Annotated in this window: 14 protein-coding genes; 8 read left to right on the forward strand and 6 right to left on the reverse strand. The window is 48.1% G+C overall.

The annotated features are described in order from the left end of the window. Positions 1–2 precede the first annotated feature (2 nt). Positions 3–590, reverse strand: coding sequence for a hypothetical protein (locus ACU52_RS00910; protein WP_021855101.1), 588 nt, complete (start codon positions 588–590; stop codon positions 3–5). A 138-nt stretch (positions 591–728) separates the two neighbouring features. On the opposite strand from ACU52_RS00910, the gene ftsZ reads away from it, so the two are divergent. Then, entirely contained in the window at positions 729–2,180 is a 1,452-nt protein-coding gene (gene ftsZ / locus ACU52_RS00915; RefSeq protein WP_053397394.1) for a cell division protein FtsZ, read from the forward strand. 216 nt (positions 2,181–2,396) lie between these two features. Here the strand turns inward: ftsZ and ACU52_RS00920 are convergent, their stop codons facing one another. The 4 genes from ACU52_RS00920 to ACU52_RS00935 all read right to left on the reverse strand — a co-directional run bounded on the left by ACU52_RS00920 (position 2,397) and on the right by ACU52_RS00935 (position 5,435). Beyond that, positions 2,397–3,746, reverse strand: a complete 1,350-nt coding sequence (locus tag ACU52_RS00920) for an MATE family efflux transporter (protein ID WP_053397395.1) — start codon at positions 3,744–3,746, stop codon at positions 2,397–2,399. Positions 3,747–4,029: 283 nt separating this feature from the next. After that, positions 4,030–4,314 (reverse strand): DUF2442 domain-containing protein, encoded by a 285-nt coding sequence (locus ACU52_RS00925; protein ID WP_021855098.1) that lies wholly within the window; start codon positions 4,312–4,314, stop codon positions 4,030–4,032. Further along, positions 4,256–4,507, reverse strand: coding sequence for a DUF4160 domain-containing protein (locus ACU52_RS00930; protein WP_053397397.1), 252 nt, complete (start codon positions 4,505–4,507; stop codon positions 4,256–4,258). Before ACU52_RS00930 ends, ACU52_RS00925 begins: the two co-directional genes overlap by 59 nt. 148 nt (positions 4,508–4,655) lie before the next feature. Continuing rightward, positions 4,656–5,435 carry a radical SAM protein gene (locus ACU52_RS00935; protein WP_053397510.1) on the reverse strand — a complete coding sequence of 260 codons (780 nt, stop codon included), beginning with the start codon at positions 5,433–5,435 and terminating at the stop codon, positions 4,656–4,658. A gap of 833 nt (positions 5,436–6,268) precedes the next feature. Between ACU52_RS00935 and ACU52_RS00940 the strand changes: the two genes are divergently transcribed. The 6 genes from ACU52_RS00940 (at position 6,269) to folK (ending at position 10,727) form a co-directional block, all read left to right on the forward strand. Beyond that, positions 6,269–7,147 (forward strand): cell division protein FtsX, encoded by an 879-nt coding sequence (locus tag ACU52_RS00940; protein ID WP_021855094.1) that lies wholly within the window; start codon positions 6,269–6,271, stop codon positions 7,145–7,147. 84 nt (positions 7,148–7,231) lie between these two features. Further along, positions 7,232–7,504 (forward strand): DUF3098 domain-containing protein, encoded by a 273-nt coding sequence (locus ACU52_RS00945; protein WP_021855093.1) that lies wholly within the window; start codon positions 7,232–7,234, stop codon positions 7,502–7,504. 3 nt (positions 7,505–7,507) lie between these two features. Beyond that, positions 7,508–8,347, forward strand: coding sequence for an undecaprenyl-diphosphate phosphatase (locus ACU52_RS00950; RefSeq protein WP_021855092.1), 840 nt, complete (start codon positions 7,508–7,510; stop codon positions 8,345–8,347). Between the two features lie 7 nt (positions 8,348–8,354). Further along, positions 8,355–9,074, forward strand: coding sequence for a tRNA pseudouridine(55) synthase TruB (truB, locus tag ACU52_RS00955; protein WP_053397398.1), 720 nt, complete (start codon positions 8,355–8,357; stop codon positions 9,072–9,074). Between the two features lie 3 nt (positions 9,075–9,077). Next, the gene (queA, locus tag ACU52_RS00960) at positions 9,078–10,196 is read left to right on the forward strand and encodes a tRNA preQ1(34) S-adenosylmethionine ribosyltransferase-isomerase QueA (RefSeq protein WP_021855090.1); all 1,119 of its coding nucleotides are present in this window, start codon (positions 9,078–9,080) and stop codon (positions 10,194–10,196) included. A gap of 123 nt (positions 10,197–10,319) precedes the next feature. Beyond that, positions 10,320–10,727: a 2-amino-4-hydroxy-6-hydroxymethyldihydropteridine diphosphokinase gene (gene folK / locus ACU52_RS00965; protein WP_053397399.1), complete on the forward strand. Its 408-nt coding sequence runs from the start codon at positions 10,320–10,322 to the stop codon at positions 10,725–10,727. A gap of 284 nt (positions 10,728–11,011) precedes the next feature. On the opposite strand, the gene rpsO is transcribed toward folK, so the two are convergent. Further along, positions 11,012–11,281: a 30S ribosomal protein S15 gene (gene rpsO, locus ACU52_RS00970; protein ID WP_021855088.1), complete on the reverse strand. Its 270-nt coding sequence runs from the start codon at positions 11,279–11,281 to the stop codon at positions 11,012–11,014. 272 nt (positions 11,282–11,553) lie between these two features. Here rpsO and typA point away from each other — a divergent pair, with 272 nt between their 5' ends. Continuing rightward, positions 11,554–13,356 carry a translational GTPase TypA gene (gene typA, locus ACU52_RS00975; protein WP_021855086.1) on the forward strand — a complete coding sequence of 601 codons (1,803 nt, stop codon included), beginning with the start codon at positions 11,554–11,556 and terminating at the stop codon, positions 13,354–13,356. Positions 13,357–13,404 lie beyond the last annotated feature (48 nt).

The following is a 13,404-nucleotide window of genomic DNA, read 5'->3' on the forward strand; positions in this document are numbered from 1 at the left end:
CCTTATTCATATTCCTTTATAACCAGATGCCTCGGCAGCGTTATCACCTTTAGCCGCTTGAACCACACTCTTGCCGAATTGTTGAAGTAGCGCGTTACGTGGCTGCTTATCATGTAGTATTTTAGCGCATACTCGTCCATGTGTTCGGCAAATGCAGCCTTTATTCTTGAGCATTTCTCGTTTATGGCGTTGTCCGTGGGATTCACCAGCCTGCTCACAGTCTCGTTTATCTTTTCTATGTCCAGGCTGCCGTTGGTCGTGGCCTTATACAGGCGCGTTATTTCCTCGCTGTGGTCGACGAGGTCTTTAAACTCAACACCTTCGGGATGATTAAGGAAGAACAGATAGAGAGCCTTGTGAACGGGCGTCATAATAACCTCTTTGCCGTAGTCTGTCAGTATGAAGTGGTAGTCGCTTGTAATTCTCAGCCGGCTCAGGCTCGTTTTGGCTGCCTCTATGCGCAGTTCTTCCAGCACAGGCACCGATATGGCACGCAGAAGCAGGTCTGTGCGTCCCATGCGCTGCAGTTCCATTACCATTTTCTTCACCTCATTAGCAATAGCCTGCGCTTTGTCGTTGTTTGTTTCCATGTCATTCACACTGCAAAAATACTTTAATATTTTTATTGTGTAATAATTTTTTTCGGCATTTTTATCTCTGCAAGCCTTGCGCTCTGCTGCGCCTTATATAAAAGATGATTATCTTTGCTGTCGCAAAACACAAGGCATATGGAAGAAAGAAAGTTTGGTACGATAGATTTTGGCGAACCTGTAGACCTGTCGCAGAACATCATCAAGGTTGTCGGCGTGGGCGGCGGTGGCTGCAATGCCGTTCAGAACATGTATGAAGAAGGCATCGACGGCATAAGCTTTGCCGTGTGCAACACCGACAGTCAGCCGCTTGCAAGGTCGGCCGTTCCCGTTAAGCTGCTTCTCGGCAAGCGCGGTCTCGGCGTAGGCGGAGTGCCCGAAAAGGGACGCGAGGAGGCCGAGTCGAGCCTTGAACAGATAAAGAGCCTGTTTGCAGACGAGACAGAGATGGTGTTCGTAACGGCCGGAATGGGTGGCGGCACCGGCACGGGTGCAGCCCCGGTGGTGGCCGGCGTGGCGCGTTCCATGGGTCTTCTTACGATAGGCGTGGTTACCATTCCTTTCTTTTTCGAGAAAGAGAAAAAGATAATAAAGGCCCTTAAGGGCGTTGAGGAGATGCGCAAGAATGTTGATGCGCTGCTCATAGTGAACAACGAAAGCCTGTGCGACGTTTATGCCGACTCGAAGATTCCGGTGAAGGAGGCATTCAAGTATGCCGACAACGTGCTGTGCAATGCCGTTAAGAGCATAGCCGAACTGATAACCGTTGAAGGCAACATAAACCTCGACTTCTGCGATGTTGAGTCGACAATGAAGAACGGGGGCGAAGCCATCATGGCCATCGGGCGCGCCGGCGGCGAGCGAAGGGTGGAGAAAGCCATATTCAATGCGCTCGACTCACCTCTGCTTTACGGCAACGATGTGAGCAAGGCAAAGCGCATACTGCTGAATATATACACCAGCGAGGAGCATCCCCTGCTTGTCAATGAGCTTGAGGAGATTGATGCATTTATGGACAAACTTTGGCATAACCTTGATGTCATATGGGGTGTTTCAGACGACAATTCGCTCGGTGAAGATGCCAAGATTGCCATCCTTGCAACGGGCATGGACGACGAAAGCTGTGATTTCTGCCGAACGGAGACAGAGCGCCAGTATTCAGACGATGAGCATTATCATGAGCTAATAAAGAAACTGTATAAGCCTAAGAACAGCAAAATGCGCAGACCGTATCATGTGCCGGTGGCTGATGTTGCTGAGGCAGATTTGCCGTCAGATGCCATTCTGCCTGATAATGGAGTAGGGACGGATAGCGAGAATACGGATATGCCGGGCACGATACAGCTTGAAGTAAAGCCATGTGATGAAGAAGCCGTAAAGCCTGCTGCCCAGCCTGTTGTTGAGCAGGCAGAAGAAGTGGTGCATGTTGGCAGTGCAGAGCCGGTCGTAGAGCATAATGACAACGAACAGCAGATAACGGCAAGAGACTTAAAAGGTGTTGAGCCCGGTGTTGATACGCCACAGCGAAGGACCGTGAAGGGCATTGTTGACAAAATAGCAGGAATCATTAACAACATCCTGAAAGAGTAGTCTGCCCGCAAATAATATAATATTGATGCATTGCTAAATTGTAAATGCCGCCAGACAAGGCTTGAATTAAGGGCCTGTCTGGCGGCATTTATGCTATTTTTATGCTGTATATGATTTTCCGTAAGAGCTGATCTGGTTGCATCATTCTGCTTTCTGCCGTCATGCTTTTTTGCTGTTGGCTCTTCTTCATTCACACTTTTGCCTCGTTGTCTGCCGTCATGCCTTGGCCATTCGCTTTTTGAGCCTTTTATACACAATCACCACTGCCGGCACAAGGAACAGGTCGGCGGCTATCCATGCCGTAGGGTCGCCGTAGCATACGCCAAGAAACAGGAATGCCGGAACCAGCCACAGACTCACGCCGCAGCGGGCTATCATCTCCATTACGCCCGAAAGCATTGACAGATTAGAGAAGCCTAAGCCTTGCAGACTGTAGCGGAATATGGTGAGAATGCCGAGAACGGGGAAGAAATAGCTTGATATTCGCATGTACATTGCTGCGTTTGATATAATTTCGCTTTCGGTAGATTTTACGAACATCAGCATCATCTCGTCGGCAAAAAGCCCGATGACAATGAGGGTAAACACAAAATAAACGAGCATGATCTTTACTGCCGAAGTCATTCCCAGTTTTATTCTCTCCAGCTTGCGTGCGCCTATGTTCTGTCCGCAATATGTGGCCATGGCCACTCCGATATTCTCAAACACGCACGTGAACAGATACTTCACGCGCATTGCCGCCGTAAACGAAGCCACATAGACCGTGCCGAGGGCATTATTGGCACTTTGCAGCATTATGGTGCCGATGGCTGTGATGGAGAACTGAAGCCCCATGGGTATGCCGTTGTTGAGCAGCTTTCCCACCATCTTGTCGTTGTATGCGCGCTCGCGTCCCTGCGGAATGAGTATGCGCATGCGCTTCTTTATGTATAGAGCGCACAGTGCCGAGGCAAATATTTGCGACAGCATGGTGGCGATGCCTGCGCCCTCAACGCCCATGCCGAAGGCGATGATGAGCAGAAAGTCGAGCAGGATGTTGACCACCGAAGAGGCTATCAGAAAGTAGAATGGCTGCTTGGAGTCGCCAAGGGCACGGATGAATCCCGACAGGATGTTATACGCTATGGTGAACGGTATGGCCAGAAAGTTGAGCATAAGGAACAGCCATGCGTCGTGGAATATGTCGGCCGGCGTGTTGACAATCTTCAGTATGCGCTCGCAGAATATGCATGTTATCACGGTTATCACAACGGCTATCACAGCCGCTATGCGCAGGGCATTGCTCACGTAGGCACGCATCTTTGAGTAGTCTTTGGCTCCGAACTCCTGCGCCACTGGTATGGCGAAGCCTGCGCACGAGCCGTTGCAGAAGCCCATAATCAGAAACATTATTGATGAAGACGCGCCTACGGCAGCCAGGGCGTTTACGCCTATAAACTGGCCTACGATGGCTGCGTCGATTATTAGATACATCTGTTGCAATATGTAGCCGCAAATCAGCGGCACCGCAAAGTGTATGATGTCGCGCGTGGGCGAGCCCACGGTCATGTCGTTAATGTTAGCCATAATTCTGTTATCCTTTTTTCGGGGTGCAAAATTATGCAAAAATAAGGAACTGCCGATTACTTTTCGGGTTAAAGTAGTTAAAAGGTTTGTGCCATCATGATAAAAGGCAAGTGTATGGCTTTGCCTTAACGGTGTTTCTGATATATTCGTTTTAAATAATCAGGCGACATTCCTGTCTGAATGAAAGCAGCGGAATGTCGCCTGGTATAGGTGTTGTAGGCTGTTCGTTAATAAGACGCCGTACAGTTTATAGCTGTTTGATAAAACAAGTTAGGCGTATAATTTAAAGCACGTCGAGAGGAGACCTTTTCATCACGAGCGGATAGCGTTCAGGATGTTTCAGGCAGTCTATTTCGAGGTCGACATCCAGTTCCGGCCATTCTATTGCGTTTTTTCCTGCCATTCTGACGTTGAGCGCGCTGCTTATTCGTGCATTGCGAAGCCATGGAACGCGATTGTACGACACAAAGTAGTCGTTGCCTAAGACGGACAGCATCATCCCCTGAGAGTTAATCATCAAGACGCTTACCGATGTGTTCTTCAAATTGTCGTTTAAATTCGTTTCCATATTTCAATACAATTTTAGTGATATTTTTTATTTCTTTGTCGCTGAACCCATAGTTGTTTGCCAGCGTTATGTTGGGTTCCAGCCAAAATTTAGCTTCGTTTTCGGCTTTTATTACATGGACATGCTTCCGTTCTTCCTCGTTGGAATATATCTTGAAGACAAATCCATTTTCCTCTTTAAACTTTGGACTCATACGCCATTTCTTTGTTTACTAAGTAAAGAATATTTTGCGTAAATGCAAGATAATCAGAAACTTTTGCCCATAAACTTATCATGCTTTTCTGCGTCATATCCTTTTGTGTTATATGCGAGACGTTGTATGCCTGTGTCTTGTCCCTTCGTTAATAAGATGCCGTGCAGCTTATTCCTGCCTCAATAACCCTGTCGCGTATGGCGTCGAGAGTCTCGTGAGATGCTTTCAGCAGGTCGTGGTCTGGTGTCTCGCGGTCGATGGTGTATATCATAACCTGCTGCGGCTTGATATCTTTCAATGCCTCGAGCCACGGACCAACATATTTTTCTCCCGTGTTGTCGACGTCTTCGCTGCCGGTCTTGCCGCGCATGAACATCGTCTGAACAATCACGTGACCATTGAACGACTTCATGGTCTCAATGATTTTCTTTACGTCGTAGGTCTTGCTGACGGGACGGTCCACCTTATTAATATAGTCAGGGTCAACAGTGTCGAGCTTCAGAATGTTGTTGTCCACCTTCAGCAGTGCTGCGTGCACTTCCGGTCTGTCTGCCATTGTGGTGTTGCTCAGCACCGACACTTTGGCCTTGGGGCAATATTTGTCGCGCAGCTCTATGGTGTCGTCTATTATTCCGGCGAAGTGCGGATGCGCCGTAGGTTCGCCGTTGCCTGCAAACGTAAGCACGTCGGGCAGCTGTCCTTCGGTCTTCATCTCTTTGAGTTTTGCCTCAAGCTTCTCTGCAACCTCCTCGCGTGTGGGGCGGCGCAGCTTAGGACGATGGTCGGCATTAAAGCCGCATTCACAATAAATACAGTCAAATGTGCAGACCTTACCGTCTGCCGGCATAAGGTTTATGCCTAGCGAAATGCCGAGACGGCGGCTGTGAACCGGGCCGAATATCGGCGATGGATATATTACTGTGCTCATATATGCAAAGATAGTGCAACCTTTGGTAATAACAAAATAAAAAGCCGTTAAGTCAGCTTTTATTTTTCTTTTGTCAATATCCAGCCGCATTTGCCGTGCCTTTCTTGGCATCTGTTGCTGTGTAAAGTGGCTATGCCGCGTTGCTGAAGAAATAGTTATATTATCTTCTTGTGCAGGGCGTCTGCCTGCATGCAGCCGTTGTTGCGGGCAGCGCGTTGCAGAAGCTGTATGCTGTATATGCAGAAATAAATCTTGCATATGTCTCTTTGAAAGCATTGTTGCGGTTTTATATGTCAATATGATATTCTGAAAATGTACGTTTTGCGGCTCGTTCTAGAATGGCAAATAGCCTCCTGCCATGCAAAAACAGGCATATTAAAGTCTGAAATCAAGTCTTTTACATTGCAAAACATGGCCTTTTGCATTTCAGAAAGCATTGTTTTGCAATGCGAAATGCATAGGATTACATGCCGAAATACGGCCTTTTATGCTGCGAATGTAGTATGTTCTTTCTTTTGCAGGTGTATGTTCGCTGCACACTTTGCCAAAATAAGCTCTTAACCTTCTGATTGTCAGGCTGCAGTCTTTGCACACTTCTGCCTGCGATATTTGCGCCCAGAGATAAATAAGTTTAGAATTCCGCGGTATGGAAGCCTTTGCGTAAATCAGAAAGGAAGCCTAATTAGACAAATACTTCTCAAAATGTCATGTCGTATAGCCCTGCATACGGCTATATAATAGCCCTAATGCTGTTAATAGTCGTTAAACTGTTGTGAGTGAGAATATTTTTTTGTTACTTTGCACCAAATTAGGTGTGTTATAGCCACAAAATAATGGGTAAAAAAAGAAACAAGACCCGCGTCCGCCACGGACTGCAGGGCATAACTTTATGTATAAGCACCGCGTTGGTGCTGATTTTGTTAGGAATGGTAGTGTTCTCCGTTTTCACGGCGCACAATCTTTCAGCGTATGTGAAAGAAAACCTCACAGTTACGATGATGCTTGGCGAGGATATAACTAATCCGGAGGCACGGCAGTTGTGCAACGACTTGAAAAAACGCCCTTACATAAGTCATCTGACATATATAAGCAAGGAGCAGGCCCTGAAGGAACAGACCGAGGCCATGGGCACGGACCCGAGCGAGTTCTTGGGCACCAATCCGTTTGTCGCTTCGATAGAGCTGCAGCTCAAGGCGCAGTATGCCAACAGCGACTCGCTCAAATGGATATCGAAAGACCTGAAGCGCGACTCTAAGGTTACTGACATAACTTATCCGCAGGACCTTATGGACAGCGTGAACACCAACTTGCAGAAAATCAACCTGGTGTTGCTCGTGCTGGCCGTGCTGCTCACGTGCGTGTCGTTCTCGCTTATCAACAACACCGTAAAGCTTGGCGTATATGCGCGCCGCTTTACTATTCATACCATGAAGCTCGTCGGAGCCTCATGGGGATTCATCCGCAGACCTTTCCTCTGTAATGCCATCGGCATAGGACTTCTGGCAGCAGTCATAGCCAACCTCGTGCTTGGCGGAGGCATATATGCCCTGTATACATACGAGCCCGGAGTGCTCACTGTTATCACATGGCAGGTGATGGCCGTTACGGGAGGTTCGGTGTTCGTGTTCGGCATCGTCATCACGCTGCTGTGCGCATTCGTGTCGGTCAACAAATTCCTCAGGATGAAGGCCGGCGACCTATATAAAATCTAAAGTGAATGCTGTTTTTCAGAGGCTGCTTCACGTGGCCTAAGTGGACGGAAAGTTTGTTACACAACAAAAATATAAAACTATAAAATGGACAGAAAGAATTTAGCTTTTGACCGCATGAACTTCATTCTCCTTGCTGTGGGAATGGTAGTTGTCATCATCGGTTTTATCCTTATGAGCGGCGGTGGTACCGACGACAACACGTTTAATCCGGAAATATTCAGCGCAATGCGCATCAAGGTTGCCCCGGTGATATGCTTCATAGGCTTTGTGTCGATGGTATATGCCATAATGCGCAAGCCGAAGGATAACGGAACTGAAAACGAGATTGAATTGGACAACGAAGAGCAAAAACTATAATAAATGGATCTTTTACAGACTATAATTATTGCAATCGTCGAGGGACTCACTGAGTTTCTGCCTGTGTCTTCAACCGGACACATGATTATCGCTCAGGGACTTCTTGGAGTGGAGAGCACTCCTTTTGTAAAGGCGTTCACTGTTATCATACAGTTTGGAGCCATCTTGTCTGTGATATGTCTTTACTGGCGCCGCTTCTTCTATCCCGAGGCGGTTCAGACCGGAACGTCTTACTGGAAGGCCATGTATGACTTTTATGCCCGTCTTGTTGTCGGCGTGCTGCCGGCAGTGGTGCTGGGCTTGGCTTTCAACGACTTCATAGAGTCTAATCTTGGCAACGTTACGCTCGTAGCCGTCATGCTTATAGTTGGAGGTGTGTTCATGCTGTTCTGCGATAAGCTTTTCGGTAACGGCTCAGAGGACACCAAACTTACATATCGCCGTGCATTCATAATAGGCCTTATCCAGTGCATATCAATGATTCCGGGCGTGTCGCGTTCAATGTCGACTATAGTCGGCGGTATGTCGCAGAAGCTGACTCGCAAGGCTGCGGCTGAGTTTTCGTTCTTCCTCGCCGTTCCGACAATGTTCGGAGCCACGTGTCTCGAAACCTACAAGCTGATAAGTCATGGCGACGGTTCGCTCCTTGCAACCGGAAATAATCTTGAGATGCTTATCGTAGGTTCTGTGGTGGCGTTCATCGTAGCCATTCTTGCGATAAAGTTCTTTATTAATTATGTAACAAAATATGGTTTCGCAGCTTTCGGCTGGTATCGTATAGTAGTAGGAATCATAATATTAATCTGCATGCTTTGTGGCGTTGACATGAAGATGGCAGACTGAGAAGTGTATGAATTTTACCGAAGGAGAGATAGTATGCATCAACAAGCCCTATCGCATGTCGAGCTTCGGCGCGCTTGCGAGGGTTCGTTATCTTATATCACAGCGTCTTGGAGTAAAGCGCGTAAAGACCGGTCATGCCGGTACGCTCGACCCTCTGGCCACAGGAGTCCTGATACTCTGCACGGGCCGTGCCACCAAGCGCATCGACGAATTGCAGGCCCATACAAAGGAATATACGGCCACGCTGCAGCTGGGTGCAACCACGGCAAGCTATGACATGGAGCATCCCGTAGACGCAACTTATCCCACTGAGCACATCACGCGCGAGCTGATAGAGACCACGCTGCCCAAGTTTGTGGGCGAGATACAGCAGGTGCCGCCTGCTTATTCAGCCTGCAAGGTCAACGGCGACCGCGCATACAAACTTATGCGCAAGGGCCGCGACGTGGAGCTTAAGCCGAAGACTCTGCGCATCGACGAGATAGAACTGCTCTGGTTCGACCCCGAAAAGATGCAGATGAGCATCAGGGTAGTGTGCGGCAAGGGCACATACATAAGGGCGCTGGCGCGCGACATAGGCGAGGCACTGAATAGCGGAGCCTATCTTACGGCACTATGCCGTACGCGTGTGGGCGACATACGCATAGAAGACTGCATAAAGCTCGACGACGTTCCGGCGTGGCTTGAGCAGCAAACAATAGAAGATAAATTAACCGAGAATATTTAAGATATGAAACTGTCACAATTTAAGTTTAAGCTCCCTGAAGAGCTGATAGCCCTTAATCCGCCATATCACCGTGACGAGTGCAGGCTTATGGTGGTGCACCGGGTGTCTCAGAAAATAGAGATGTACAAGAAAGACGAGAATGGTGAGCCGTTGAAAGACAAGGACGGCAACCCCGAGTATCTCGACTTCCGCAATGTTCTTGACTATTTTGATGAGGGCGACGCGTTCATATTCAACGATACAAAAGTTTTTCCCGCACGTCTGTACGGTACAAAAGAGAAGACCGACGCTAAGATAGAGGTGTTCCTTCTGCGTGAACTTAACGAGGAGATGCGCTTGTGGGACGTTCTGGTTGAGCCGGCCCGCAAGATACGTATCGGCAACAAACTGTTCTTTGACGAGAGCGGAAGCATGGTGGCCGAGGTTATCGACAACACTACAAGCCGCGGACGCACGCTGCGTTTCCTTTACGACTGTCCTCACGATGAGTTCAAGCACGACCTCTACGCACTCGGAGAGGCTCCGCTGCCGCATTATATAGTAGACCGCCGTCCGGCAACACCTGAAGACATAGACGACTTCCAGTGTATCTTTGCCAAGAACGAAGGCGCTGTTACGGCTCCTGCCTCTGGCCTGCATTTCAGCCGTGAGATGATGAAGCGTATGGAGATTAAAGGTATCGACTTCGCATTTATCACTCTCCACTGCGCTTTGGGCAACTTCCACGACATCGAGGTTGAAGACCTCACCAAGCATAAGATGGACTCAGAGCAGATGTTTATTAGTGCAGAGGCATGCAAGACGGTTAACAATGCCAAGCTTGCAGGACATCATGTTTGTGCCGTAGGCACAAGCGTGATCAAGGCCACTGAGACGGCTGTGGGTACAGACAAGATGCTGAAAGAATATGAAGGATGGACTAACAAGTTTATCTTCCCGCCTTATGAGTTTGGCGTAGCCGACTCTATGATAGCCAACTTCTATCATCCGATGTCAACGCTGCTTATGTCAACTGCTGCTTTCGGCGGTTATGACGTCGTGATGGAGGCCTACAACCTGGCCGTGAAGAACGGATATAAGTTCGGATGCTACGGTGACGCAATGCTCATCGTAAACGACTGATAAATAAGAAGTAAGGATTAAGAAGTAAGAGGTGTTGCCGCAAAGGCGTCTTTTCTTGTTTCTTAATTCTTACTTTCCAATTCTAAACTTTTTATTTCTTAATCCTTAATTCTTGCTTCCTAATTGCATACGGTTTATTTTTCTCTTGGCACAAATTTAGGCGACCGCAAACATAACGTAAGGCGTGCCGTTGATCTTATCGGTGAACACATTGGTAGGGTAGAGCGTGTTTCGTCTCTTTACGAAACCGAGCCGTGGGGCTTTTCTTCAGACAATATGTTTGTCAATGCAGCTGTATGCGTGTCTACTCAGCTGAGTCCGCGTGCCGTATTGGAAGCTACGCAGGCTATAGAGCGTGACATGGGGCGCACTGTAAAGTCGGTAAACGGCCAGTATCACGACCGCATAATAGACATCGACATTCTTCTTTATGATGATGTAAAGGTGGATGAGCCTGATTTAAAGATACCGCATCCGCTTATGCATGAGCGCGACTTTGTTATGAAGCCGCTGCGCGAGATTCTCGGATGAGCAGGTAGAGCCGGGTCATCATACAAACACACATTATTATAATAACCGCATTCAGGCAGCCATAATTTGGTTGTCTGTGTTTTTATATGCATGTATGCGCCTGAATGGGCGCCGGCATGTAACTTGCGGCCTTATAGCACAGAAATGCTATTAACAGCTATGTTAACGCCATGGCTGTATGTATACGGGAGGTTGGCACGTTATAAAAAGCTAAGTCCCGAAACCGTTTAGTAACAGTTTCGGGACTTCGTGTTTCTTTTAAGCTTTGTTTGCGCTTTCTTAAATTAGCGGCGCAGACCAAGAGCTTTAACTATTGCACGGTAGCGGTTGATGTCGCGGTCGTACAGATAGTCGAGCAATGCACGGCGCTTACCTACCAAGATAGTCAGTGATCTTGCAGTAGCGTGATCCTTGTGGTTCTTCTTCAGGTGCTCTGTCAGGTGTGAAATACGATAAGAGAACAGAGCTATCTGGCTCTCTGCAGAACCTGTGTCAGCGTTAGACTTTCCGTACTTGCCGAAGATCTCTTGTTTTTTAGCTTGATCTAAATACATTGAATTTTTTTGTTTTAAATGTTTTGTGATTACATCTTTCTGATGCAGCGCGCCGCTGTGAGGGCGTGAACATCATCAAATGCATCGGATTCTCCGAAATCGGGTGCAAAATTACAAATAAAAAGTTATATATAAAATAAATTTCGATTATTTTTTATGGCAATGTATCATTTTGAGGATATGTTCTTTACAATATTATGCAAAAAAACTGTATAGAGCAAAATGTTACGAAAAAAATGTGTAACTTTGCACCTGACTTTTAAGGTATTAGTATGCAAGATATCAGAAACATAGCTATTATTGCCCACGTAGACCATGGTAAGACCACACTTGTGGACAAAATGATGTTGGCCGGTAACTTGTTCCGTGACGGACAAGACTTGAGCGGCCAGGTGCTCGACAGCAACGACTTGGAGCGTGAGCGAGGTATAACCATTCTTTCTAAGAACGTTTCGATAAACTGGAAAGGAACCAAGATAAACATTATAGACACTCCGGGACACTCTGACTTCGGAGGTGAGGTGGAGCGTGTGCTCAACATGGCAGACGGATGTCTGCTGCTCGTTGACGCTTTCGAAGGCCCTATGCCTCAGACACGCTTCGTGCTGCAGAAGGCTCTTCAGATAGGACTGAAGCCTATCGTTGTTGTCAACAAGGTTGACAAGCCCAACTGCCGCCCTGAAGAGGTTTATGAAATGGTGTTCGACCTTATGTTCTCTCTTAACGCCACCGAAGACCAGCTCGACTTCCCCGTTGTTTACGGAAGTGCGAAGAACGGCTGGATGGGTGAGGACTATAAGAATCCTACAACAGACATCACATATCTTCTTGATAAAATCGTAGAGGTTATCCCTGCGCCTAAGGCTCTTGAGGGCACGCCGCAGCTGCTGATAACCAGTCTCGACTATTCAAGCTATACAGGCCGTATTGCCGTGGGACGTGTTCACCGCGGAACTCTCACTGAGGGAATGAACGTGACGATAGCTCATCGCGACGGCTCTCAGGAGAAGACCAAGATTAAGGAGCTTCACACCTTTGAGGGTATGGGCCACGTGCGCACCGACAAGGTGAGCAGCGGTGACATCTGTGCCATCATAGGATTGGAGAAGTTTGAAATCGGCGATACAATATGCGACTTTGAAAATCCGGAGCCGCTGCCGCCTATAGCCATCGACGAGCCTACAATGAGCATGCTCTTCACCATCAACGATTCGCCGTTCTTCGGCAAGGAGGGCAAGTTTGTCACCAGCCGCCACATCAACGACCGTCTGCAGAAGGAACTCGAGAAGAACCTTGCGCTGCGTGTAGCTCCTTTCGAGGACTCAACGGATAAGTGGATTGTAAGCGGACGTGGTGTGCTGCATCTGTCAGTGCTTATAGAGACCATGCGCCGCGAGGGCTACGAGCTCCAGGTTGGTCAGCCGCAGGTAATTTATAAGGAAATCGACGGCGTTAAGTGTGAGCCTATCGAGGAACTTACTATCAACGTGCCTGAAGAATTCTCAAGCAAGATGATAGATATGGTTACACGCCGCAAGGGCGAGATGACATCAATGGAGAGTCAGGCCGACCGCGTGAACATTGAGTTCGACATACCGTCGAGAGGCATCATCGGTCTGCGCACCAACGTGCTCACCGCAAGCCAGGGCGAGGCCATCATGGCACACCGCTTCAAGGAGTATCAGCCTTACAAGGGCGACATCTCACGCCGTATTAACGGTTCGATGATAGCCATGGAGACAGGCACTGCCTATGCTTATTCTATCGACAAGCTGCAAGACCGCGGCAAGTTCTTCATCGATCCGGGTGAGGAAGTGTATGCCGGCGAGGTTGTGGGCGAGCATGTTCACGACAACGACCTTGTGGTAAACGTGACAAAGGCAAAGCAGCTTACCAACACACGTGCCAGCGGATCAGACGACAAGGCACGCATCATCCCGCGCACAGTGCTTTCACTTGAGGAAGCTTTGGAGTACATCAAGGAAGATGAGTTTATAGAGGTTACGCCTAAGAGCATGCGTATGCGCAAGATTATTCTTGACCACAACGACCGCAAGCGTGCCAACAAGCAGTAAATAAGCTTTACTATATCAACATAAAGAGTCAGGAATCAAGGAAAGCAT

The organism is Xylanibacter rarus (genome assembly GCF_001275135.1).
In the GTDB taxonomy this organism is placed as follows: Bacteria; Bacteroidota; Bacteroidia; order Bacteroidales; family Bacteroidaceae; genus Prevotella; species Prevotella rara.